Here is a 23,445-nt window from a genome sequence, read left to right on the forward strand (position 1 = left end):
GCGCCGTATCACGCACAGCCAGGATCGCGGTTATACGGTCCGATATCCCCGAATTTTTGCTTTCCGGCGCTGCCGGCATACAAGGTGCACATCATGTTCGACTCGATCAAGACCCCTTCGCTCCACTCGCTGCTGAAGCTGGCTCGCCGCGTGACGGTGGCAAGCCTGTTTGCCGGAGCGGCGCTCATGGCCGGTTGTGCGAACGCAAACGCGCAGACCGTCGCACGCCCCGACGTGATCTACGTCTACGCATTCGATAGCGACGCGTCCCACGTCAAGCTCGATCAACATGGCCTCGCGTCGAAGCTTTCCCGCGCGTTCTCGGGCGATACTTCCGCCGCACAGCAAGCGCAGGACGCCACGGCCGCGCGTGAGGAAGTGGCCAACGAAATCGTCGCGAAGCTGCAAGCGCAGGGTCTGCGCGCCATTCGCGCAGACGTCGCGCCGCCGGACGATCAGAACGTGCTCGCCGTGGTCGGCGACTTCAGCACGATCGATGCGGGCAATCGCCGCCGTCGCGTCCTGATCGGACTCGGCGCGGGCGAAAGCAAGGTAGGCGCGAACGTGCAACTTGTCTTCAAGCCGGCGCACGGCGCGCCGCAAGTCATCGAACAGTTCGATGCAAAGGGCGACAGCGGCCACGCACCGGGCGTCGCGGAAATGGCGGGCGTCGGCGCGGCGGCGGGCCATGTGGCGAGTTCGCTCGCGGTATCGGGCGGCATGCACGCGGTATCGGAGACGAAGCACGCGGATGTATCGTCCGATGAAAAGCGCCTGGGCGACGCCATCGCCAAGGAAATCGCCAAGGTGAGCCGGGAAGCAGGCTGGACGGCATTTAGCGGTTGAACAAAAACCCAATACACTGTGGGTCCCGGACGCCAGTTCCTTCACCGAGACCCCCGCATGCCGGCGCTTGCCCTGATTGCTGTGATTGTCCTGACCGTCGTCGTGACCGTGGTCATCGTGCTGCTGATCGCGAATCTGACGAGCGGCGAAAAGAAGATCGAACACAAGATCGAGCGGCTCTACGCGAGCGCCGACCCGCAATTCCTCCGCTCGATGGGACTGTTGCTCGGCCCGCCCGTCGTGGATGGCAACTGCTTCGAGATGCTCGTCAACGGCGATCAGATTTTCCCGTCTATGCTCGCGGGCATTCGCGGGGCGAAGAAAACCATTACCTTCGAAACGTTCATCTACTGGTCGGGCAAGATAGGCGAAGAGGTGGCCGCCGCGCTCGCGGAGAAAGCGCGCTCCGGCGTCGCGGTACACGTGCTGCTCGACTGGGTCGGCTCCTCGAAGATGGACAAGCGCTACTTGCAGATGCTCAAGGACGCGGGCGCGGAGGTCATTCAGTATCACAAGCCGCACTGGACCGGTCTTGGCCGCATGAACGACCGTACGCACCGCAAGTTGCTCGTGATCGACGGTCATACGGGCTACACGGGCGGCGTCGGCATTGCCGAGGAATGGACCGGACACGCTCAGGACGAGAAGCATTGGCGCGACACGCACTTCAGGATAACCGGCCCGGCGGTGGGACAGATGCAGGCGGTCTTCATGGACAATTGGGTCAAGGCCACGGGCAACGTGCTGCACGGCGGCGACTACTTTCCCGAGATCGCGCCCGCGGGCGACGGCCTCGCGCACATGTTCAGCTCATCGCCCTCGGGCGGCAGCGACGACATGCAACTCATGTATCTCATGGCCATCACCGCCGCCACGACGTCGATCCATCTGTCGAGCGCGTATTTCGTGCCGGACAAGCTGACGATCAACGCCATCGTGGAAGCGGCGAAGCGCGGCGTGCGCGTGCGTATCATCACGCCGGGCAAGCGGATCGATACACACACGGTGCGCGAAGCCTCGCGCGCCTGCTGGGGCGACCTGCTCGCGGCGGGCGTGGAGATGTACGAATATCAGCCGACCATGTTCCACTGCAAGCTGATCGTGGTCGACGAATATCTCGTGTCGGTCGGGTCGACCAACTTCGACAGCCGGTCTTTCAAGCTCAACGACGAAGCCAATCTCAACATCTACGACCGCGACTTCGCGGCCCAGCAGACCGCTATCTTCGACGACGACGTGACCCGAGCCAAACGCATCACGCTGGAAGACTGGCAACATCGGTCCTTGCGTGAACGCGTGCTCGAACGCGTGGCCGCGCTTCTCGATTCGCAACTGTGAAGCGCTTCTTACCTGGACAAAAGTTGCGTGCGGAACTAATTGCAGTCGCACACTAAAGAAGCGCGATACCGCGCCGATAAGACGCTCACACTATTGAGTCTTCGACATCGGCCCGGACATGCACGGCACCTATAACTTATGGCTGGTCGCGGCATCCTTGATCGTCGCGACGCTTGCCTCCTTCACCGCGCTCGACATTTCGGGCCGCCTCGCCATGCTTGGGCAGTCGCGCCTGCGCCACGTCTGGCTCGCAGGCGGCGCGGCGTCCATGGGCCTCGGCATCTGGTCGATGCATTTCATCGGCGTGCTGGCGTTCCAGTTGCCGATTCCGCTCGGCTACGACTTCTGGATCACCACGGGATCGCTGGTCATCGCCGTCCTGACGTCTTTCTTCGCGCTCTACGTGATCACCGGCGCAAAGCTCACGGCGCGACGGCTCGTGGTCAGCAGCGTGATGATGGGCGCGGGCATCGCGGCCATGCACTATACGGGCGATGCCGCCATGCGCATGCTGCCCGCGATCGTCTACGACCCAACGCTGTTCGCGGCGTCGATCGTGATCGCCATCGTGGCTTCGGGCGCGGCGTTGTGGATTGCGCGGACCTTGTCTGACGCGAACAAGTCGCACGTGCTGACCAAGCGCGCGGCGGCGGCGCTGGTGATGGGAATCGCCATCACGGGCATGCATTACACCGGCAACGCGGCGGCCGAATTCGCGCCGGGTTCGATCTGCGGCGCGGCCAACGATGTCGATACACACTGGCTCGCGACTACCGTCGTGCTCTTTACGCTCACCATTCTGATCATCACGCTGGTGCTGTCGCGCCTCGATGCGCGCACCGCGTTCCTCGCCGGCTCCGTCTCGCGGCTGAACGGACAGATCGTGCGCATGGCGACCTTCGACACGCTGACCGATTTGCCGAATCGCAGCACGATCACCGAGCGCATCGAGCGCGCAATCAAGAGCGCGCAGTCGGGCGGCAACGGCTTCGCCATTCTCTTCATGGACCTCGACGGCTTCAAGACGATCAACGATTCGCTCGGCCACTCCATCGGCGATGAAGTGCTGAAGGCGTTCGGGCGGCGTCTGCAACAATGCGTGCGTGGTGGCGATACGGTGGCGCGCATCGGCGGCGACGAATTCGTCGTGATGCTGGAAAATCTTCCCGAGCCCGCCGATGCCGAAAAGATGGCCGAGCGCGTGCTCGAATCCATGCGTCAGGGGCTGATGGTCGCGAAACATACCTTGCAGGTAATGCCGAGCATCGGCATTGCGCTTTATCCGCAGGACGGCGACACGGTCGATGCCTTGCTCAAGCACGCGGATATCGCCATGTACGAAGCGAAACGCGGCGGGCGCAGCACCTATCGCTTCTTCGAGGCGAGCATGAACGAAGCCGCCGTGCGGACCTTGCAGATTCAGCAGGCGTTGCACGAGGCATTGAACGCGGGACACTTCTATTTGCTGTTCCAGCCGAAGTTTCGCGGCGCCAACGGTACGCTGGCGGGCGCGGAAGCGCTCATCCGGCTGGATCATCCCGTGATCGGCGTACTGACGCCGCTCGAATTCATTCCGATTGCGGAGCGCTCGGGGCAGATCGTGCAGATCGGCTACTGGGTCGTGCGCGAGACTTGCCGACATATCGCGCGCTGGCGTGCCGAGGGGCGGCCGGCGGTGAAGGTGGCCATCAACTTGTCGCCGCGTCAGATGAACGAAGTGGACCTCGTGGCGAACGTGATGCGAATCGTGCGTGAAGAGAGCGTGCCGAGCGACCAGATCATGTTCGAGATCACCGAGACCGTCGCCATGCAGGACGCGCCGCGCACCATCGAGATGATTCGCGCGTTTCAGGACAATGGCTTCGAAATCGCCATCGACGATTTCGGCACGGGTTATTCGAGTCTCGCGTATCTGCAGCGGTTTCGCGCGAAGCAATTGAAGATCGACGGTTTTTTACCAACGGGCTGGACGAGAACGGCCACGAAGGGCGCGCGATCGTATCGGCGATCATTGCGCTCGCGCATTCGCTGGACATGGATGTGGTCGCGGAAGGCGTCGAGACGGGATCGCAATTGAATCGCCTGCAAGACTTGATGTGCGATGAAATGCAAGGCTTCTTGCTGGCGCGACCGCTTTCGGCGGATGCGTTTGGCGAGTTGCTGGCTCCCTCGAACGCGAGGACCGATGATGCGGTAAGTGGCGCATCGGCGTCTGGCTTAATTACGGGATAAGCGCGCCGGACGTTTCATAGCAATCCATACAATCTCCCTCCCGAACGAAGCTAGTCCTGGAGCGAGATGTCGATGTACAGAAGTAATTTGCCGCATGTATTGAACTTTATCAATCTCAAGGGCGGCGTGGGAAAGACCACGACGGCGGTGGCCGTCGCCGAAATGCTTGCGCACGAGTTGCGCAAGCGCGTGTTGCTTATCGACCTCGATCCGCAGACGAACGCAACCATCAATCTCATCTCCAAAAAGCGCTGGGACGAACTCGATCGCGAAGGGCAAACCATCGCACATTTGTTCGAAGACAAGATCAACCTGCATTGCAAGCCGAAATTCGATATAGAGAAAGCGATCGTGCGCGGCGTTTCCACGGTCGATGGCGGCATTGCGCGGCTCGATCTCTTGCCTTCGAGCATCCGGTTGATCGACTTCGAAGAGCGCATTGCGATGATCTCGTACAACCCCGGTTTTCTGATTAGTCCGCTCGATGTCTTGCGTCAGGCGCTGGAGCCGGTGCTTGAGCGTTACGAGTATGTGATTATCGATTGTCCGCCGAGTCTTGGTTCCGTCACGAAGAACGGCTTGCGCATTTCCACGGGCTATGTGATTCCGACGATACCGGACATCGTTTCGACTTGGGGCATTTATCAGATCGTGCAGAACGTGCGGAGCTTTGGTGCGCGGTTTGGGCGCGTGCTCGAGCCGCTTGGGATCGTCGCGACCAAGGTGCAGAGGAACAACCTGCACGCGCGCGTGATGGAGGACTTGTTCCATGGACGACTGGGCAAGTTCTCGGAAGAGGGCGTGCCGCAGCCGCGCTTTTTCAAGAGCAGAATTCCGCTGGCGGTAGACGTCGCGCGAGGCGGTGATGCGGACGCGGGGCTGCGCACGCTGAAAAGCAAGTATGGCATCGAAGCCTATGAGGCTTTGCACGAGCTTACTTTGGAGATATGGGCGCTATGCGAAGCACGATGCCATTGAGGAAGTTGTTGATGCGGCTTGCCCGGGTGGTGGTGGAGGAGGAGGCGGTTTATCCTGGGTTTGCGGTGAGACTAGGGGCGGTGTTGGTTTCGGTAGGGCAGGAGGTGGAGGCGGCTGCGGCTCCGACTGCAGTGCAGGTTCCTGCGGCGGTTCCAAGTCCGATTCAGGTTGCAGCCGAGGTTGCGTCTGCGGTTCCTGCCTATGCTGCGGCTGCGGATGCGGATGCGGATGCGGTTCCGACTTTGCGTGCGCGCTCGCCGAAAATCGCCTTGCCCGATGTGCATAAGGAGTTTGCCAAGCTCGGCGATGAAGGCTTGCGCATATGGCTGCGTTCACTCGCGGTGGAGACGCTTAGGGCGATCATTCGGCGCGAAGATATGGATGCGGCGCGAAGGGCTTCGCGATGGAGAGATGTCGGAAGGCTGGCAGAGTTTATCGCCGATGCGCTGGAGGCCAGGAGGAACCGAGGTGCGGCGTTTATTGGGCGCGAGTCGCGGGACATTGGCGGATCGTCAGATGGTATGGACGTCTGACGCCAACGCGTGGGTTCTGGGAAAATAGAAAGCGGTAGTCCTTCAGAACGATGAGGGGCCATTTGTAGCGGCCCGCCTATCGCTCGCACAATTAGGACAGCGGTGGCAATCAACGAATAATGTTCATGTCGAATGGCATATTCTTTGGGTACATTCCTGCGCAAGTTCGCCGATGCGACAGACATGGCGTAGAGGTCGCAGCCCTGCTTTAAGAAAACGCGGAGCCATCGGTGATGGCTCCGCGAATCATAGTCGCTAGCTGATTATCTTACTGAACAGATATCGCGATTCCGGACTTGAGGCCACCAGTTGTATCGGCTCGGTTGATGTTGATTGTAACGCTCGTATATGAGGAAGATGACGTCGAACCGGCGCCCGCGATATCGACTTGTGCGAGTGCGCTTCGCGTGATTTTCTGCATACTCATTTTTTAACCTATTTAAAGTAAAAGCGTTGATAAAAAATTCTCGAACCTGTTGACGAGAATGGGTTTTCCGAGGTCGTCATGTATGGGTATCGATGCAACGACACGCGGATGTTTGACGGATAGCGCGGTGACTATTCGACCAGTCAATCTGGGAGCCTTTAGAGCGCGCTAAATCCTTAAGATTGGTTCACATATCGTTAGTTCGGAAAACGAACCTTAGACCAGTTAATTATAAGCGAAGTTGACTGTAGCTACTGCCGTCACCGTACCACCCGTCATTGCTCCAAGTCGGTAGAATTGCGCAACCATCGGGATGGTCATCTCATTCGTCTGATCGACAGCACCGAGCGATTCAGCGCTTCCAAGCGTAATAGGCGATCCAGTCGTGTCGCCAACGTTCGTTGCCTTCAGCAACTGCACACCCACCTGCGCCGCCGAACCGGTGTTTTTCAACACGCTGGTCAACGTGTCATTCGTACCATTCACGGTCATTGTCACGTTGGTATTCGTAGCACAAGCGGCCAACTTTACGTTGAAAGGTCGAGGATTTTGAGTGGACCCCACAGCCGCGAAATCGGTCGTCTTCGCCGTGTCGAGCGAGATCGTCTGGTTCGCACTACTCGAATCGACCGTGCAGGTTGGCAGAATGATTGTGCCTGTGAAGTTGAGCGTCGCGTCTACTGCAAACACCGACTTCGCGGCGGCCAATGCTGAGACTACTAGAATGAGCTTAAGTTTGTTCATCTTGCTTCCCGGAAATGTTTATAAACTTGAATGGTGCAAACACGTTTTTTACGCTTCTATTGGTACAGCACAGTCATTGTCATGGTCGAGTTCGCCGGTCCCGGAGTAAGGGTTCCTGTTCTGTAGTAGCGTGCCGTGAGCGGAATGTTGTAGCTACCACCTGTGGCGCTATTGAAGTTGCTTAAAGTTTTGTACACGCTAAGCGGAAAGACTGCACCGGTGCTGTCATAGAGCTGGATTCCGACGCCGCCGGCAGATGGGCTTCCGCTCAACGCCGCGACGTTGGTAAAGCCGGCCACTGCTCCATTCGATGGATCGATTCGGTATTGAATGCTGTTAATTTGCCCAACCGAAAGGCCTGCTACGGGCGCACCACCGGGGCAGTTATTCAAGTCGAGCGTAAACGATGCCGGATTGCTCGACGTCGACCCAACAGTAGGTAAGTCACTTGGGCCGTGTATGCCCATGGGGATCGTCTTGTTTGGTGTCTGACAAGTCAACACGGTCACGACGACAGGCGAAATGTTGAAGCTTATAACTCCTGACGCAGGATTATCTCCGGCGGGTGGGCTAACAGCGCCTTCCCATGAAAAGCCTTGCGCAATCAAACCTGAAAGCGTGCCCGGAGTAATATCACCGATCTTCACCAAGGCAACGATCAGTTGACCCCCATTGTCATTAGTGCCGTTACTGTTCCAGTGAAAGCCCATGCCGTTAAAGCCGACAGGACCGGCCGTGCGTCCGTGAGCATTCAGATTGCCTCCCATCGCGATTCCCACGCCAGGAAGGGTCGTCTGATAGACAGGGAAAGCGGTGCCGTTATACGAGGCCGCATAGCTCGTCATGGTCGAGCTCATGCCTGCGAGTTCGAAGTCTATTCCTGAATAAGTAAGGTTAGTCGATGTACATGTGTACATGTTGGTCGTGTTCGGCATCATTGACCAGGATGTCAGCATGGAACCATTGGCCAGGTCGCGAGGAACCGCAACCGTGCCCGGCATCGTGATAGTAAAACTCGTATAGTTCGAGCGGCATGAGACATCGGCTTTAGCATTGTTAGGGAGCATAGTGACAGCTAACACCGAGCACACCGCGAGCCGCGCGAATGTCAGCACTATCCTCTTAACGTAATTCATGTATAACTCCAAAATGGTTAGCTCGTGCCTTGCATTACTGGCATACGCCGTCCGCGATCTTTAGCAAGATCGGCGTCACCGAGTTTGTCTTTTCTGGCAACTGATAAGGCACGGAGCAGGTTTGATCAGATGCGTCGCCCCACTTGACATTCAATTTGCCGCTATCGAGCTTCAGTCCCACCGCGATAATGCGGCTGCCCTGAGCAACGGTACCGACGGTGTTCTGTGCGTCGTCCGAAACTGTGGCGCCAAACGGAAGCGGCTTGCCGTTGGCCTGCAAGACACGCATTACTGCGGATTTGCCCTTGTCCTCGGTTTCGAACTTGAGCTTCACGACTGCGCCTGCCGTCGGCGCTGTTCGCTGAACGGTTGATTTCAGGCCGATATTCAAAGGCAAGCCCTTGGGATCGATCTCAACGTCGTTATTCGAATACGGCTGTATGCCCGACACCACTGCGTGGCCCCAAGGATCCACGCGAAGGCCCGAGCCGTTCGCAAGCTTCGCTCCAGCCGCATCCTTGGCTTCCACCACGGCAACCGTTTCGCCCATGTTCGGCGTGAACGCCACGCCATCGCCCCAGGCCACCACACCGCCTGAAACGCTCGCGCCCACCTGAGAGTATTGACGTCCCGTGCTGGCGTTGGCCGTCAGGAGCGCGAATGGCGACATATAGCCCACATTGGCGCCTGCATTGAACGAACTGCGTGCGTGGCCGCCGTCGTTGAAGTTTCCATTCAGGCCATATGTGATGGCGTTGTCCTCACCCAAGGTGCCGGTGATCGACTGTTGAATACTGGAACTGCTATTGTTCGTGTCGCGCTGGAAGTATGTTGACGATTGCGGCGCATGCGAACCCAAACCCAACGGAACCGTGAGATTCAGCATGATTCGGTTGTCCCAGCGGTCCGCATCGACCTGATACTGGCGCACAAGCGACGCGCCATAGGTCAGACGCTTCCAACTGTTGTTATAGCCAATTTGATACTGCGTGTCGTGACCGGAGCGGTTCCAGTAGGATGTGACCGAACCCATTGCGTACACTGACCCAAAACGGCCGCTCGATCCGATGCTCTGATTCAGCACGAACTGAACACGCGATTTCTGTAGCGCCGACATGGCCGCTAGCTGACCGTCGTCGTTCAATTGACGCATGGTCATGGCATCAGGCAAGCTGAAGAAACCGCTCGTGGAATAGCGGTACGCTGCGATCGCGATATTCGTGTCGGTTGGTGCAATTAGCTGCGAGTAACTCAGGCGTACGCTCGCCCCGTTACGCGTGCCGAGTCGCTTGAAACTCGCGGTCGCGCTGGTTACGTCCACGCCGAATGCACCAACGCTCGTGTTTAGCGCCGTGCCCACCATGCCCGCGAAATACAGATCCGCAGCGGTGATCCCGCCGTAGAGCGTCAGCAGGTTGCTTATGCCGTGCTGTATCGTGAACTGCGAGACGAAGGGATGAATGTTGAGCGTGGCATCACGATACTCACCGATCGTCGCGCTATAGCGCGTCACTCCCGGACGCAGCGCATTGACGGCTGCGGCGTACGGCACAGTGGAGACGTGCTGAGACCCGTCTGCTTCGGTGACGATGACATCGAGATTGCCGCCGTAGCCAGTCGGATACAGGTCGTCGATCTCGAAAGCACCGGGTGCGACGGTCGTTTCGTAAATGATGTTGCCGTTCTGCCGGATCTGAACCTTGGCGTTGCTATTCGCTATGCCATGGATGACCGGCGCATAGCCACGCTGCGATTCCGGATACATCCGGTCATCGGTGCCCAGTGTGACGCCTCGAACGCCATAACTGTCGAATAGCGCGCCGTCGGTGAAAGTGTCACCGGCGGTTAACTGGCTCTTGATTCCCTTGAACCCGCGCTGAACATAGGTCTGCACGCTTTGGAAATGCGAACCACCGTTACTGGTGTTCGTCAGGTTGCCCTGATAGCGAAAGCGCCAGGCACCCGCGTTGACCCCGCCGATCAGTCCGAGATACTGGGAGTCGTTATTGAATTGGGGCGATGAACTGTGATAAGCGTTGGCGTTGTATTGCAGCATGGCCGCAGGCACGCCATCCTCCCAGTACTTCGGATCGACATAGCCTCGGGCACGGCTATTCATCACGATCTGGGGGATTGAGACGTCCAGCCGTTGCTCGCCACTGTCAAACGACGCGACCGCGCTCGGAATCAGATCTGGCAAAGTCAGGCAGACCTTATCTGCTGTTTCGAGCTTGGCGGTCGACTCTGCCGAGAGCTTTCTCCGGTCGACGCCAAGCCGTTCGAGCAGATCGGCATTCATGCAAGGGACCACCTCGTGAGAGTCCCCTCCCAGCTCTCGAACCTCGATATTCAGCTTTCCTTTCCAGGCGTCGTTGACATATATGTCGGACCGATACGTGCCCGGAAGCACTTCTTGGCCCTTATTGAATCGAGATACATCTAACTTCTCGGAATCGCTGGAATCGAGGAATTGCTCGTTAAACTCGACGGCGGCAAAGTGTTGCGGTGCATCCGCCCAGGCACGGCAACTGGTACCCACTGCCGCGATAGCTTGAATGACCAGAATACTTACCGGTTTCAGGTGCGTGCCTGCCAACTTAATGCTGCGGTATTTCATGTTCCCTGACGCATACGAAAATTACGGGCGTGCATAGCCATGCAGCCATTAAAGGCGTGCATGCCAGCCTGCGCGTCTTTTGGAGGAAATCCGGCGCGTTTGCAAACTCGTGGTTAGTTGGCCACGCGGTCGAACCGGGGTTGTCTCTTAGTCAGGGAGCCAGACTCGCTTCGCCAGACTGGGGGCCGCCGTAGTCGTTAATGGCCGTGTATTTGACCTTTCCGCCCGATGAAGGCACTTCACCCTTGAGCGGAAACGATTTTGATTCTCCCGGCCCGACCATTCCACCTTGATCGAATGCCGCGGTATGCCCGTCCCCCGTAAGTTCGATGCGGTCGAAAGAAACGTGATACTGAGAGCTATTGGACGCTTCGATCGCATTCGTCGAGCCATCACGCTTGATGTGCCACACGACAGCGCCGGGCGCGTCCGATGCTTGTCCTTTCAGTCCAGTCGGCCGGAAGAAGAACTTGATGCGTGTACGGAACGCCAATTGCAGCTGGTTGGCGGAAGCGTCATCGCCGGATGGCTTTGGCGGGACTTCCAGCACGTTCAGGTAGAGAATTGATTCCTTGTCGGCAGGCAGCGCCTCGCCGGTCGACATGATGCGCAACGTCTGAGACTTGCCCGGATCGATGCGCATGATGGGAGGGGTGATCGTGAACGGGACGTCGATGCTGTCCGGCTTGGCGTCCGGGTCGCCCTTATCCAGCCACACCTTGGTCAGCCCCGGGAGCTTTCCATTGTTCGTGAGCTTCACGGTGACTTCGGAATCGCTCTGGTTATAGACGACGCGCGTGCCGGCAATCACCACGGAGGCGTACGCTTGTGGCGCCGCCGTGAGATGCCCAATGCACAGCGCTGTGATTGTGAGTAGCCTGCTTGCCAGTCTCATGGGAACTAAAATCTCAACCAAATGCTTTGACCCAACGCGAGGGTGGGCTCGCGCTCACCCTCGCATGACCTCTTACTTATGCGAACTCAACCGCTGCCAAAAGCTCGGCTTATTGGTAGTCGATGCTATACACGACTGACGAGTTTGCCGCGCCAGCGGACGTTGCGCCGGTTGCGTAGTACTGGACTTGATAGTTCAGCAAAGCCGAGCCTGAGGAGATGTTGGCCGCGATGGAGTTCTGCAAATCGCGCGAAAAACCTGCCTTGATAGGCGAGGAGTCGGAGTTCAACAGTTGCAGCTTGACGTTTCCGGCGCCGCCGCTTGCGACCATCAGACGACCATCGCTCGGGTCGACGGTTGAGCCCGCTTCATAGAACACCGCCGCCTTGCTGCTGGCGGTAACCGGCGAGCAGGCCGTCAGTGCTATGTGGTAGGACGTCGTGCCGGCTGTCTGGCCTGAAGCCGTGAGTTGGCTGGTCATAACGTTAGGCAAGTTGACGGTGAAATCTTTAGACGACGTGTCGTTGCCGTTGATGGTACAAGTCGAGGCAGTCAATGCGCCGTTGAACGTGATGGTTCCGTCCGAGGCGAATGCACTGGCGGCAGTCAAGCCAAGCAAGCCAGCAACGAGGGTCGAAATAGCAAAAGTCTTCATACGAGATTCCAGACAGTTAGATTTGCGAATGTTTGTTTTAAAGTTAAATCGCCGCTAAGTATGTGAAGCGTCGAGCCTGGATTGGCGCCGAAAAGGTGCGCGTCAGTCCAGACAGTCAGCTTCATCAGACGACAGAGTCAGTGCGACTAAAGTCATCCGAGTCGCTCTCTACAAAGCGTGTTTGAATGATCCGGTATCCTTATCTAAGCTTCAACGAGATTGGTCTTATATTTTCATTGGCATTGTTGCTTATGTTTAGGAAATCGAATCTTTGATTGAGAGATGCCAAGAGAGGTGAGAGGGAAGTTGCTTTAAGGCAGCAGGTGAGCCGGCTTATTGCTGCGCCTGGGGCGTCGTATGCGTCCTGGCGCCTGCCTAAAATATCACTGCAAGAAGGGTCTGAAGCGAGTCGATCAGATGCGGAACCGAAGATGCGCTTTTGAATATCCCTGCTCGCCGGATTGATAACGCAGCCGGAAAGCGTCCGAACACGAGGTGAGGTTTTCAGTTCGCAAGCAGCATGGACCAGTGCTTGACGCCAGGCAGCTTATAAACTTGGGACGGCTTTTCGTCACGCGGCGGTTGCATGCGTAGTGCGTTAGGTGAAAGCGGCCTGTAGCGGCGCTGCAGTGCGGCAGAGACACCTCGCCTGGTGAAGCAAGACGAAAGTCATGGGGAAGGCAACGATCGAAAGCCGCGCAACTTACACAGACGCGCTTTGAGAAAAGGCTCTCTTTGCTGACGCTCCAAAGAAGACCAGAGGCCGAATGGACGCGAACCGGGAAAAACGGGAAGGACGGTGTTGGAAGACGAGTTAGATCGACGCGCCTAAACGACCCATGTACAAAAGCATCGGCACAACATATCGTGCCCACGCGATCTTCGGCTTTAACATGCTGCGCCGAAGCACGAGCGCATCAAGCCCCAGGTAGACTAAGCGGTATTAGATAGCAGCAGCCGAGCAGCGCAAAACCGATGCGCGTCGCCGTGCCTAAACAGAAGGTCAAATATGACGCGCCGCAGCAAACCCGAAAGCTGCTGCGGCGCGTTCGCCTTACACAGGCTTGATGTTCGAAGCTTGCTTGCCCTTCGGGCCCATCTTTTCTTCGTAGCTCACTTTCTGGCCTTCCGCCAGGCTCTTGAAGCCGTCAGCGCGGATTTCCGAGAAATGTGCAAACAGGTCCTCGCCACCGCCATCAGGCGTGATGAAACCAAAACCCTTTGCATCGTTGAACCACTTGACCGTACCGGTTGCCATATCTTCTTCCTGAATTTTGCCGCGTAGCGGCGGTTTCCTATCGCGATTGCGCTAAGGCGCCTATAGTGAACTGCCTACGTCTGAAAGGCAACTGGTGTTGTGCGCAAAATTACTTCTGCGTCAAACTCCGGTTCGCGAAACGCCGGATTTCCTGCCTTTCGGGCACACAACGTCCATTTCAACCTCAATATACCGATGGCAAGCCGTCCGGCCGATGCTTGAAGCGCCTGTGCACCCAATAATACTGCTCGGGCATCAGGCGAATCTGTTCTTCCAGAAATGCATTCATGCGGGTCGCATCGACCGTGTCGCTGGCGGACGGAAAATCGATCAAGGGTTTAAAGACCTTAAGCCGGTATCCTCGATAATCGGGCAACACTTCGGTGACGAACGGTACCACACGCGCATGTCCCAGCTTTGCAAGCCGAGAGACGGCAGTCAACGTGCAGGCCGGCACGCCGAAAAACGGCACAAAAACCGAATTGTCGATGCCGTGATCCATATCGGCCGCCAGCATCACCGGCGTGCCCGAGCGAAGCAGCGCAACCACCTTTCTGGCGCTCGTCGACCGCTCTATCAGCTCGGCGCCGAACCTGCCGCGCTGCCGTTTGGCGAGCGCGCACAGGCGCTTGTTCGACATGCGGGTGTAGAGCGCAGCCACCGGCGAAGTCGTCGAATGGACCAGACAGCCGACCTCGATGGCAACGAAGTGAAAGCCCATGAAAATGGTTGGCGGGGCGTTTTTATCATCGAGATCGATTTCGCTGTCTATCTGCACTATCGAACGTATCGACTTCGCGCTGCCGTACCACTGAATACCGCGCTCGAGATAGCTGCGGATTACATGACGAAAGTGCTTTTTGGCAAGCTCTTGATAGTGCGCTTCGGAATTGCCGGGAAAGCAAAGGCGCAGATTGACGAGAACGATGTGCTTGCGACGGCTCGGGATCTCGTACAGCAGCGCGCCAAGTATGCTGCCAATTCTGGCAACCCATCGATATGGAAGCATCGAGAGAGCACGGAGCAGTAGCGCGACAGGCGTGAAGCCGGGGTTCTCCGGTATTTGTTCTCGTGGATGAGGGAGGGAATCGGCTTTCATGGGCAGGTACCACTCGGTAGTAAACACCGTTTGCTCCGTAGACCGGCCTGAACCAGCTATTTACACATACGTAGTAGGCATTTAGTCTTGTTGAGCCGGAAAACAGCCGGCTGGATATTTCACGCTGATGGTCGGTGGCCTGGACGCGCCGGCCAAGGTGGCAAAGACTATTTTTCGCGAATCGATCGCCGATGCGATCGTGACGCACGCAAGACATTAGTCGCAGAGAATGGCGACTCTTGGCGGATTAGAAGCGGGCAAGGCTTGCGTTCGAACGCGCCTGCAACCGAGGAGATCGTGCAACCCGTCGCTGCACTTACACGAAGTTAGAACTAACGAAGCGAGTATTGAAAAGGATCGTCAGATCAATAATGCGCTAATTACTAATAAAGCGAGTCGTGCGAAAAGGGCGCTTTCTCGTTGAAGGGAGCATGGATTGTTGAAGCCCCTTGGACGATACGGGCACGATCGATCGGAGGGAGCAACTCACAAGCGGCGAATGGTGCGTGCCGCGTGGCTTGCTTCAGGAGGCATGCTGTGAAGCTTAACACGCATGCGGCTGTAAATCGGTAAAACATAAAGCAATTGGAACGATATTTACCGGGCGCTGTGCAACTAAATCCTGCCCAACTAACGCGCGCGTCATCCTGTGTGCAGAGACTAAATAATTTAGTACGGTCGAGCCTTTATCGGCCGTTGTGGCAGACGTTGACCCGTGACTAAATTCGAATATGCGAACTGATACATCCATGATTCGAATCGACCGCGCCATCGGCAAAGCATTCAGAGATATTCGGATACCGAAACATAACGATTAACTTCAAGAAGTCGAGTCATCTCTTCGGCAAAAATAGGCATGGACTTTTCGCCGTGGCGTGCGTCGAATGATTAGCGACTCAATTCATCGCTGGGCGCATCACACCGACAACGCACATCAGCATGAAGTCGTTGAGATCACGATCATCGTGGTTTGCCTGCCCGTCGCCTCCGGAACACCGGGCGGCGTCTTCCCTATAATCGCCCGATGGAAACTCAACTCGACAAACGCTTCGGCTTTCTGGTCGCCGATGTGGACCGCCTGTGCGGCAACCGCTTCGACGAGCTTGCCAAGTCATCGCTGAATCTGACCCGCGCGCAATGCCGCGTGCTCGCCTATCTGTCGCATTACGGCGAGGTGAATCAGGCGCGGCTCGCCGGGCTGCTCGAGGTCGCGCCGATTTCCGCCGGGCGGCTGCTGGATCGCATGGAGGAGGGTGGCTGGATCGAACGACGGCTCAATCCCGACGACCGCCGCGAGCGGCAAGTGAGCATGACCGCGAAAGCCGAGAAGGCGCTCGACCGGGCGCGGCGCGTCGGCGACGAAATCACTTCCGAGGCGCTCGCGGGCCTGAGCCGCCAGGAAAGCGAGCAGTTGATCGGGCTCCTGCAGCGGGTGCGGGCGAACCTCAGCCGGATCGTCGACAGATAAGGTTTGGATCGGTTCTTGCTGCCGCGACAGGCGCTTTATTCACTTCCTGGGGAGAAGAATTATGCTTAACCTACGCACCGCACCGCTCGTCGTCATCGCGCTGTCCGTCGCGGCGCTCGTCACGCTGCCCGCGACGCCCGCACACGCGCAAGACGCCGGCGCGTCCACGCCCAAGCAGGTTAAGAAAGCGCAGCGCAAGGAAGCGCGCGCAAAGAAAAACGCCGAACTCGGCGAGCTCGAAAAGAACGGCTATAACCCCGGCGGCGAGCAGAACGACTATCCGCAGAATCTGCAGAACGCGCAGGCCAAGGTCAACGCAAAGAAGGCCGGACAACCGGCGCCCGCTTCGACGCCGTGAACCGGACGCTCAGTTAAGTGAAGCTTCAGTCCAGCTGATACGACAACGAAGCGTTCACACGCGGACTGCGCGATGCGCTCTCGACGGGTGCATCGCCCGTTGCCTTGGCGACGGAGAGATCGATGCTGTAGTGCTTCGAATCCGACACTCGAAAACCTATCCCGAACGACGACAAACGCCGTGGACTCGCCGTGCCGCCGTGGAGAAAAACGCGCGCGGCATCGACCATGACGTAAGGCGTGAAGGTCTTCAGATACGTCATGCCGATATCGAGCGGCCGGTTCACTTCGAATGACGCGCCGAAGCCCGAATCGCCCGAAACTTCGCCCGGCTGATAGCCCAGCGCGAAACGCTGCGCGCCGAACGAAACCTGCTCGGATGTCGGCAGGGAGTCGGGCGAATACTGCCCCGTCAGCGAAAGCGCCGTGCCGATTTTCATCGGCCATTCGTTGCTCTGCGTGTAGCTCGCGCCGGTCCGCACGAAGGTGAGCGAGACAGGATTGACGGGCGCGTAGCCGGCAATGTTGGTGTCCGCGCTCTTCGAGGCGCCGAGCACGTCGAACGCCTTCGCCACGTTCACGCTCGCGCGCCGCACGACGCCTGTCGCAATGCCGGTGTAATCGAGCTGCAATTGCGCGACGCGAATCTGCGAGCGCTGCGACAACTGCGGATTGCCCGCGACGATGGTGTTCTTCAGCCGGTCTTCATCGTGCGATGCATAGACGCTTCCCGTGCCGGCGAGACTACGCGCGTTACTCAGCAGGAACGGATAGACGGCGGAAAACGCGAGCTTGTCGTTCACGACGGTGCGCTCGATATAAGACGGCAGCCCCGGATTGTCGACCGGATGCCCGTGATAATGCGATGCATCGACTTTCGCGGTGAAGCCATCCGTGCCGATAGGCAGCGAGCCGTTGAGCGCGTAATAGGTTTGATCGTCGCGTCCCTTGGGCAACAGAGCGGACGCCGACAGCGATTCGCCGAAGCCGAGCATGCCGTTCTCGGTCGCGCTCAGAATGCCCTGCACGCCCGGATGATTGAAGTCGATGCCCGTGCTCACGTTGAAAGGCTTGCGCTCGACATCGAGTTCGAGCGTGGCGGCGCCGTCCGTATCCTGCGGCGGTGCGACGGTCGCACGCGTCTTCACGCCCGGAATCATGCCGAGCACGTTGATATAACGCTCGAAATTCGCTTGCGTGAGCGGCCGGTCCTGACGCATGCGGTCGGCCACCGCGCGAATGCGCTTCTCGGCCGCGCCCGCGTTGCCCTTCACGACGACCTGCGCGATATACCCTTCGACCACCGTTATCCGCACCACGCCTTCCCGAAACGTTTGCGCCGGAATGAAGGCGAACGAGAGCGCATAGCCGCGCTCCTTGTAAAGCGCGGTGATGCCGTTGGCGGTTTCGATCAGCTTGCCGATGGTCACGTCCGTGCCGACGAGCGGCGCGAAGCGTTGCGCGACATCGTCGAAGGGCAGGGCTTTGACGCCCTCGATTTCGAATTTGCGCGGCGTGAGATGCTGTGCGAGGAGCGCGTCGAGCGCGGGAGCGGGCGGCTGCACGTTCACCGATACCGCCGGCTTGGGCGGCGTGTTCACTTGCGGCAGGGCATCGAGCGGATTGCCGCCGATGCTCACGCGCGGCGCCGCCGGAGCAGTTTGAGCGAGCGCGAGTTGCGCCGTGAATGGTGCGCCGATTGCGGCGAGCAAGAGCACCCGTTTCCAGTCGCGGATCTCCACGATGAATCCTCGAAGGTTGTCGCGAGAACGTCGTGCGGTGCGTGCTTCTTCCAACATCCTGCACGGGCAGCGCCGCGTTCTTCGTCGTGTGTTGTCGTTTGGTGATGCGATTCGTGGCTTCGATCGGACGCGGGTTGTGTTGCTGGCATGCGCGTCGACGTTCGCCTGGCGTCACGCTGTTTCCGAACCGCGATACGCCGCGATCCGGAAACGGTGACGCCTGGCTTCATGCGTTAGCGTCGCGGTCCTCCGAGCACGCCGCCGACGATCGAACCCACCGCGCCGAGCAAGCCCGTGCCAGAGCCGTTTGCGGTGCTGGCGGTGCTACCCGTGCCGCCTGTCGTCGTCGCGATACCCACGCCCGTACCCGCGCCTGCGCTGGTCGTGCCGTGCGTCGTGGCAACCGTCACGCCGACCGCGCCCGTGATCGTGGTCACCGTGCCGAGCACGCCGCCGCCCGAACCGGACGAGCCGGTCGTGCCGCCCGGCGCACCAGTGACCGCGCCAACGATGCCTGTCACCGGAGCAAGCACGCCACCGGCCGATCCCGTGGCGCCTGTAAGCGCGCCGGTCACGCCGCCGACCACGCCCGTGACCGGAGCAAGCACGCCCGCACCGGCGCCTGTACCGCTCGTCGCGCCTGTCAACGCACCCGTCACGCCGCTGACCACGCTCGTGACCGGCGCGAGCACGCTCGTACCGCTGCCGGTTGCGCCCGTCAACGCACCCGTGACGCCGCCGACAAGCCCCGTGACCGGTGCGAGCAAGCTCGCCGTCGAGCCCGTACCGCCGCCCGTCGCGCTCGTGAGCGCACCCGTCACGCCGCCGACGAGACCGGTGACCGGCGCAAGCAAGCCTGCCGTCGTTCCAGTGCCGCCCGTTGCGCCCGTCAGTGCGCCCGTGACGCCGCCGACCAGACCCGTGACCGGCGCAAGTACGCCCGAGCCTGCGCCGGTAGCGCCGCCGAGAATTCCGGTGATCGGTGCGAGCGGATTGGACGCTGGCGTGCCGCTGACGAGGCCGCCCGCGGATGCCACCGTCGTTCCCGTGGTCGACACCAGATTGCCCACGCCCGCCGTGACCGGATTGGCGCCCGTGCCTGCGATGCCCTGACCCGCCTGACCGAGCGCGCCGCCGAGCGTTGTGAGGAGGTTGTTGACCGGCGTGCCGAGGCCCGTTGCCGCGCCGACGGTCTGCGTCGTCGAACTGACGACAGACGTGATCGGCGTGATGGCCTGGCTGACTTGCTGCGTGAGTTGCTGAACCGGTGCGCCGGTCAGCGTCTGATCGAGGACGCCGCCCGTCTGCGTCACCGCGTTACCCACGATTCCGACGATGCTCCCGACCGGCGTCGTAACAGGTGCGAGCGGCGAAAGCGTACCGGTGCCGAGGCTCGATACGAGCGTCCCGGCGCTGCTGACCGTATCGCCGGTTTTTTCGACGACACCGCCAAGACTCGCCACCGTCGTGCCGACCGGATTCGTGCTCGAGCCGATGGTTCCGAGCCCGGCCGACACGCCATCGCCGAGCGTCGTGACAGCCGCGCCTGCGTTCGTGACGACATCGCCCGTGGCTTTCGTGGTGCCCGCGCTGACGAGCGGTGTGGTCGTCGCGCCGATTGCCGACCCGATTCCCGATACCGTCGCGCCAATCGCGGACACCACGTTGCCTGTTTTGCCTACGACGGCCGCGACAGGCTGAGGCGTCGTGCTGCCCGTGGTGCCACCGCCGGTTCCCCCACCGCCAGTGCCCCCGCCGCCCGTGCTGCCACCGCCCGTGCTGCCACCGCCGGTGCTGCCACCACCCGTACCGCCACCACCCGTGCTACCGCCTCCGGTGCTGCCACCGCCGGTGCTGCCACCACCCGTACCGCCACCGCCCGTGCTACCGCCTCCGGTGCCGCCGCCGCTTGTGCCGCCCGTGCTGCCACCGGAGCCCCCGCTGGTCCCCCCGCCACTACCGCTGCCACTACCACTACCCCCGCCGCTACCCGTTCCGGTACCGCCGCTGCTGCCCGAGCCCGTGCCGCTGTCGCCGGTCGTGATCGTTCCAGAGCCGCTACCGCTCGCGCCTGCCGACTTGCTCATCGTGCCCGAGCCGCCACACGCCGCCAGCGTGAGTACGCTCGCGACCGCTGCCGCGACGATAGACTTGCGCAAGAATTCCTGTCCGACGTTCCTCGTATTCATGATGGCCCTCGTTACTTTGTTTTGGTTGAACCGCGGGCCAGTAACTGCGAAAGGTGTGCCAACGTACGGACGACGGGGCTCGCAGGCGTTCCTCGCCCTGCGAGAAGCGCTCGCGAAAGGACGCTTTCCAAATGAATTCGGGGTTCGGCGGGAGATTGCGGCCGTGTCTTACCGCGTATCGGCAAACGGCAATGCGGACGTTCGTAACGTAACGAACATCGAGCCGCGTTACGACGCGACGCGTTACGCGGGCCCGCCATAAAGAGCCAGTCAATGAAAAAGAGCGGGGCAGGAAATCAATACGAGTCGCTGCGTTCGCATCAAGTTGATTTTACTGATATGCCAGAGTTTATTTACCCGATGCAACTATTGATGCACTGCACGATACAAAATGTTCTGACGTAATTGATTTTGAGATGTGCATGCGATATAAATTCGCCAACGCAGTCCTCTTCTTTCGGCAAACGTTGTGGGAGGGTAGCGATCAGCAAGAAAAACCAAAAATATCGAGAGAGTTGGAGCGCCGCTCCGATGCATGGGCCCGGGGTCACGACATCGCGTTCGCGTGGTGGTCTGCCGCCTGGAGCCTCGCACGAAGAGGCGAATCCGCGGCCAGGCAGTACACCATCCGAGGGCAACAAGAATGACATCTACCTTGCTTCAATTCATCCGCGACAGGCGTGGGATCACCGCCATCGAATATGGGCTGATTGCCGGCGTGCTTGCGCTCGGCATCATGACGGCCGTGGGCGGCGTCTCCACTCAGCTCACGTCCACTTTCAACGCGATAAAGGCGGAGCTCGCTAAAACGTCGAGCTAATCCCATCTTTATTCGCTGACGAGATGCCGATTCGCGCGCCGGAGCAATCCGGCGCGCGGACCGAATACATCTTTCGAGTTTCGATTAAACCTCCGTATTACTGCGGAGGGCGCTGTCTTATTGCCTTCCGATTTACGCTGCCATGATTTATTTTGAATCCGCGATATTTATCGGCTGGGCGCTGGCGGTCGTCTTATTTGACTGGCAGCGCAGGTCCATTCCGAATTCGTTGGTCGCGGCCGGAGGCGTGTTCGCGCTTGCGTTCGCCGCGCTCGGCATTTCGCCTTTTCAGACGGCGATCGGCTTCGCATTGCTCGGCGCGTTGGCGGGTTTCGTCGCGCTCTTGCCGTTCTACCTGCTCGGCATGATGGGCGCCGCCGACGTCAAGGCGTTCGCCGTGCTCGGCGCGTGGTGCGGCCCGCGCGAACTCGTCGGCGTCTGGGTCGCGGCGAGCCTTGCGGCCGCGGTGCATGCGCTCGTGTTGCTCGCGCGCCGTGAGGACCGCGTGGTGCTGTCGCTGCGCAGTCTTGCCGCGGATGCGAGCGTGGCCGAACGCAGGCGCAACAGCACGCCCTACGGCGCATTGCTCGCGGCGGCTGGGATCGGTCAGCTGGCGCTGCATCTGCTGAACGCAACGGGGCGGCCAGCATGAAGTCCGCGCCATCAATCCAACGGCCACGCCCACGACGAAACCAGCGCGGCAACGTGGCGGTCGAGTTCGCCATCGTGTTTCCGCTGTTCTTCCTGATCTTCTACGCCATCGTCACCTACAGCCTCGTGTTCGTCGCGCAGCAGTCGCTGACGCTCGCAGCGGAAGAGGGCGCACGCGCCGCGCTGCGCTATCAGGCCAACGCGACGAGCATCGACGACGCCCTCGCGCGCCGTGGTAGTGCCGCCTGCCAGACCGCGCAAGGCTTGTCGAACTGGCTTGCGGGACTCGCGCAATGCACCGCCACGCCCGCGCCGTGTACCTACGACGGGACCCTGCGCTGCATTCAGGTGACGCTCGCTTATGCCTATGCGCAAAAGCCGCTGGTGCCGACGCTGCCGTTGATCGGCCTCGCGCTGCCCGATTCGCTGGTGGCGCGCGCGATGGTCCAACTCAATCCGGACAACGTGTTATGAGCGTCCGCCCGAACTTTCACGATTGATCTCACATGGCCAACGTCACACGAACGCTCGCGGTCCTGTTTTTCATGCTGGCCATCGCGCTGGGCATCTTCGCGTTCACGCTGGCGCGCGCCCCGGCGCCGCTGCCGGCAAGCGCCAACGGCGGCGCGCCCGGTCCCGCGCTCGCGGTGGATCGCAAGCTCGCGCCGGTGGTGATCGCCGCACGCGATTTGCAGCCCGGCAAGCCGCTCGATGCCGCGTCGCTCACGGTGCGCATGCAGGCCGAACCCGCGTCCGGCGTGTTCGGCGATACCGCCGCGCTCACCGGCCGCACCACGCGCGTCGCGGTGCCCCAAGGCACGCCGCTCACGGTCGAGACGCTGTCGAGCGGACTTGCCGATGTCGTCGAGCCGGGCGAACGCGCGGTCGCGGTGCGCGTCGACGAAACCAATGCGGTCGGCAATCTCGTGCGCCCGGGCAATTTCGTCGATGTGTTTTTCACGCTCAAGCGCGAAGGCGGCGGCAGCAGCGGCGCCGAAGTAGAGGCGACACAGGCGCGCCTTTTATTGTCGAAAGTGCGCGTGCTGAGCGTGGGCGGCGCGTCGGTGGAGGGTGTCGATGGCAAGGCCGGGGGCGACACGAACCAGGCGACTCGCAATTTGAACGCACAGACCGCCGTGCTCGCCGTGCGCACCGCCGACGTCGATGCGCTCACGCTCGCCGAAAGCTCGGGCCGCCTCGTGCTGGCGCTGCGCAACACCAACGACGCCGAAATGCCGCCGCCGCAGTCATGGCTGCCCCTGCATGCCGCTGCCTTGCATGCCGACGCGGATGGCGCCGCACGCGCGGCCGCCGGGGTATCGCTCGGTGCGCTGTCGGGCGCGCGCGCCGGCCGCGAACCGGTGACGCAGCCGCGTGCGGCGGGCGTGACGCGTGCGCCGCGTAGCAACGAAGTGGAAGTGATCCGGGGTGGCCGTGTCGAGCGAACCGCATATTGAGCG

General features: G+C 60.2%; 19 protein-coding genes and 1 pseudogene. 11 read left to right on the plus strand and 9 right to left on the minus strand.

Going from position 1 to position 23,445, the window contains the following annotated elements:
* Positions 1–93: 93 nt before the first annotated feature.
* The 5 genes and pseudogenes from NCT04_RS29160 to NCT04_RS29180 all read left to right on the plus strand — a co-directional run bounded on the left by NCT04_RS29160 (position 94) and on the right by NCT04_RS29180 (position 5,927).
* Positions 94–846, plus strand: a complete 753-nt coding sequence (locus NCT04_RS29160) for a DUF4410 domain-containing protein (protein WP_250469310.1) — start codon at positions 94–96, stop codon at positions 844–846.
* 57 nt (positions 847–903) lie between these two features.
* The gene (cls, locus tag NCT04_RS29165; RefSeq protein ID WP_250469311.1) at positions 904–2,184 is read left to right on the plus strand and encodes a cardiolipin synthase; all 1,281 of its coding nucleotides are present in this window, start codon (positions 904–906) and stop codon (positions 2,182–2,184) included.
* 118 nt (positions 2,185–2,302) lie between these two features.
* Positions 2,303–4,416, plus strand: a pseudogene (locus NCT04_RS29170) (putative bifunctional diguanylate cyclase/phosphodiesterase).
* A 72-nt stretch (positions 4,417–4,488) separates the two neighbouring features.
* Complete coding sequence (locus NCT04_RS29175; RefSeq protein ID WP_250469312.1) at positions 4,489–5,394, plus strand: ParA family protein; 906 nt, start codon at positions 4,489–4,491, stop codon at positions 5,392–5,394.
* 11 nt (positions 5,395–5,405) lie between these two features.
* Positions 5,406–5,927 carry a hypothetical protein gene (locus tag NCT04_RS29180; protein ID WP_250469519.1) on the plus strand — a complete coding sequence of 174 codons (522 nt, stop codon included), beginning with the start codon at positions 5,406–5,408 and terminating at the stop codon, positions 5,925–5,927.
* A gap of 652 nt (positions 5,928–6,579) precedes the next feature.
* Here the strand turns inward: NCT04_RS29180 and NCT04_RS29185 are convergent.
* The 7 genes from NCT04_RS29185 to NCT04_RS29215 form a co-directional block, all read right to left on the minus strand.
* Complete coding sequence (locus tag NCT04_RS29185; protein WP_250469313.1) at positions 6,580–7,098, minus strand: fimbrial protein; 519 nt, start codon at positions 7,096–7,098, stop codon at positions 6,580–6,582.
* Between the two features lie 56 nt (positions 7,099–7,154).
* On the minus strand, positions 7,155–8,234 hold the full coding sequence (locus NCT04_RS29190; RefSeq protein WP_250469315.1) for a fimbrial protein: 1,080 nt from the start codon (positions 8,232–8,234) through the stop codon (positions 7,155–7,157).
* A gap of 34 nt (positions 8,235–8,268) precedes the next feature.
* Positions 8,269–10,851, minus strand: a complete 2,583-nt coding sequence (locus tag NCT04_RS29195) for a fimbria/pilus outer membrane usher protein (protein ID WP_250469316.1) — start codon at positions 10,849–10,851, stop codon at positions 8,269–8,271.
* A gap of 151 nt (positions 10,852–11,002) precedes the next feature.
* A complete protein-coding gene (locus tag NCT04_RS29200; RefSeq protein ID WP_250469318.1) occupies positions 11,003–11,746 on the minus strand; it encodes a fimbria/pilus periplasmic chaperone in 744 nt (247 codons plus the stop codon).
* 109 nt (positions 11,747–11,855) lie between these two features.
* Positions 11,856–12,401: a fimbrial protein gene (locus NCT04_RS29205; RefSeq protein ID WP_250469320.1), complete on the minus strand. Its 546-nt coding sequence runs from the start codon at positions 12,399–12,401 to the stop codon at positions 11,856–11,858.
* Positions 12,402–13,455: 1,054 nt separating this feature from the next.
* Positions 13,456–13,659: a cold-shock protein gene (locus NCT04_RS29210; protein WP_244830836.1), complete on the minus strand. Its 204-nt coding sequence runs from the start codon at positions 13,657–13,659 to the stop codon at positions 13,456–13,458.
* Between the two features lie 184 nt (positions 13,660–13,843).
* Entirely contained in the window at positions 13,844–14,758 is a 915-nt protein-coding gene (locus NCT04_RS29215; RefSeq protein WP_284509451.1) for a lipid A biosynthesis lauroyl acyltransferase, read from the minus strand.
* 1,024 nt (positions 14,759–15,782) lie between these two features.
* On the opposite strand from NCT04_RS29215, the gene NCT04_RS29220 reads away from it, so the two are divergent.
* Complete coding sequence (locus NCT04_RS29220) at positions 15,783–16,226, plus strand: MarR family winged helix-turn-helix transcriptional regulator (protein ID WP_244830835.1); 444 nt, start codon at positions 15,783–15,785, stop codon at positions 16,224–16,226.
* 61 nt (positions 16,227–16,287) lie between these two features.
* On the plus strand, positions 16,288–16,584 hold the full coding sequence (locus NCT04_RS29225; RefSeq protein ID WP_250469321.1) for a DUF4148 domain-containing protein: 297 nt from the start codon (positions 16,288–16,290) through the stop codon (positions 16,582–16,584).
* A gap of 25 nt (positions 16,585–16,609) precedes the next feature.
* Here the strand turns inward: NCT04_RS29225 and NCT04_RS29230 are convergent, their stop codons facing one another.
* Both NCT04_RS29230 and NCT04_RS29235 read right to left on the minus strand, forming a co-directional pair.
* A complete protein-coding gene (locus NCT04_RS29230) occupies positions 16,610–18,325 on the minus strand; it encodes a ShlB/FhaC/HecB family hemolysin secretion/activation protein (RefSeq protein WP_250469322.1) in 1,716 nt (571 codons plus the stop codon).
* Between the two features lie 233 nt (positions 18,326–18,558).
* Positions 18,559–20,514 carry a collagen-like triple helix repeat-containing protein gene (locus tag NCT04_RS29235; RefSeq protein ID WP_250469324.1) on the minus strand — a complete coding sequence of 652 codons (1,956 nt, stop codon included), beginning with the start codon at positions 20,512–20,514 and terminating at the stop codon, positions 18,559–18,561.
* Positions 20,515–21,157: 643 nt separating this feature from the next.
* On the opposite strand from NCT04_RS29235, the gene NCT04_RS29240 reads away from it, so the two are divergent.
* From NCT04_RS29240 to cpaB, 4 genes are all read left to right on the plus strand, one after another.
* Positions 21,158–21,334: a Flp family type IVb pilin gene (locus NCT04_RS29240; protein ID WP_244830831.1), complete on the plus strand. Its 177-nt coding sequence runs from the start codon at positions 21,158–21,160 to the stop codon at positions 21,332–21,334.
* A gap of 142 nt (positions 21,335–21,476) precedes the next feature.
* Positions 21,477–21,986: an A24 family peptidase gene (locus NCT04_RS29245; RefSeq protein ID WP_250469325.1), complete on the plus strand. Its 510-nt coding sequence runs from the start codon at positions 21,477–21,479 to the stop codon at positions 21,984–21,986.
* Positions 21,983–22,459 (plus strand): TadE/TadG family type IV pilus assembly protein, encoded by a 477-nt coding sequence (locus tag NCT04_RS29250; protein ID WP_244830829.1) that lies wholly within the window; start codon positions 21,983–21,985, stop codon positions 22,457–22,459. The genes NCT04_RS29245 and NCT04_RS29250 overlap by 4 nt, the downstream gene beginning before the upstream one ends.
* Before the next feature lie 32 nt (positions 22,460–22,491).
* Entirely contained in the window at positions 22,492–23,442 is a 951-nt protein-coding gene (cpaB, locus tag NCT04_RS29255) for a Flp pilus assembly protein CpaB (protein WP_250469327.1), read from the plus strand.
* Positions 23,443–23,445 lie beyond the last annotated feature (3 nt).

The sequence above is a fragment of the Caballeronia sp. GAFFF2 genome (genome assembly GCF_023631485.1).
In the GTDB taxonomy this organism is placed as follows: Bacteria; Pseudomonadota; Gammaproteobacteria; order Burkholderiales; family Burkholderiaceae; genus Caballeronia.

What these genes read in the sequence shown, in the direction of transcription:
- NCT04_RS29160 (WP_250469310.1), top strand. Translation starts at nt 94, where the DNA reads ATGTTCGACTCGATCAAGACCCCTTCGCTCCACTCGCTGCTGAAGCTG.
- cls (WP_250469311.1), top strand. Translation starts at nt 904, where the DNA reads ATGCCGGCGCTTGCCCTGATTGCTGTGATTGTCCTGACCGTCGTCGTG.
- NCT04_RS29175 (WP_250469312.1), top strand. Translation starts at nt 4,489, where the DNA reads ATGTACAGAAGTAATTTGCCGCATGTATTGAACTTTATCAATCTCAAG.
- NCT04_RS29180 (WP_250469519.1), top strand. Translation starts at nt 5,406, where the DNA reads ATGCGGCTTGCCCGGGTGGTGGTGGAGGAGGAGGCGGTTTATCCTGGG.
- NCT04_RS29185 (WP_250469313.1), bottom strand. Translation starts at nt 7,098, where the DNA reads ATGAACAAACTTAAGCTCATTCTAGTAGTCTCAGCATTGGCCGCCGCG.
- NCT04_RS29190 (WP_250469315.1), bottom strand. Translation starts at nt 8,234, where the DNA reads ATGAATTACGTTAAGAGGATAGTGCTGACATTCGCGCGGCTCGCGGTG.
- NCT04_RS29195 (WP_250469316.1), bottom strand. Translation starts at nt 10,851, where the DNA reads ATGAAATACCGCAGCATTAAGTTGGCAGGCACGCACCTGAAACCGGTA.
- NCT04_RS29200 (WP_250469318.1), bottom strand. Translation starts at nt 11,746, where the DNA reads ATGAGACTGGCAAGCAGGCTACTCACAATCACAGCGCTGTGCATTGGG.
- NCT04_RS29205 (WP_250469320.1), bottom strand. Translation starts at nt 12,401, where the DNA reads ATGAAGACTTTTGCTATTTCGACCCTCGTTGCTGGCTTGCTTGGCTTG.
- NCT04_RS29210 (WP_244830836.1), bottom strand. Translation starts at nt 13,659, where the DNA reads ATGGCAACCGGTACGGTCAAGTGGTTCAACGATGCAAAGGGTTTTGGT.
- NCT04_RS29215 (WP_284509451.1), bottom strand. Translation starts at nt 14,758, where the DNA reads ATGAAAGCCGATTCCCTCCCTCATCCACGAGAACAAATACCGGAGAAC.
- NCT04_RS29220 (WP_244830835.1), top strand. Translation starts at nt 15,783, where the DNA reads ATGGAAACTCAACTCGACAAACGCTTCGGCTTTCTGGTCGCCGATGTG.
- NCT04_RS29225 (WP_250469321.1), top strand. Translation starts at nt 16,288, where the DNA reads ATGCTTAACCTACGCACCGCACCGCTCGTCGTCATCGCGCTGTCCGTC.
- NCT04_RS29235 (WP_250469324.1), bottom strand. Translation starts at nt 20,514, where the DNA reads ATGAATACGAGGAACGTCGGACAGGAATTCTTGCGCAAGTCTATCGTC.
- NCT04_RS29240 (WP_244830831.1), top strand. Translation starts at nt 21,158, where the DNA reads ATGACATCTACCTTGCTTCAATTCATCCGCGACAGGCGTGGGATCACC.
- NCT04_RS29245 (WP_250469325.1), top strand. Translation starts at nt 21,477, where the DNA reads ATGATTTATTTTGAATCCGCGATATTTATCGGCTGGGCGCTGGCGGTC.
- NCT04_RS29250 (WP_244830829.1), top strand. Translation starts at nt 21,983, where the DNA reads ATGAAGTCCGCGCCATCAATCCAACGGCCACGCCCACGACGAAACCAG.
- cpaB (WP_250469327.1), top strand. Translation starts at nt 22,492, where the DNA reads ATGGCCAACGTCACACGAACGCTCGCGGTCCTGTTTTTCATGCTGGCC.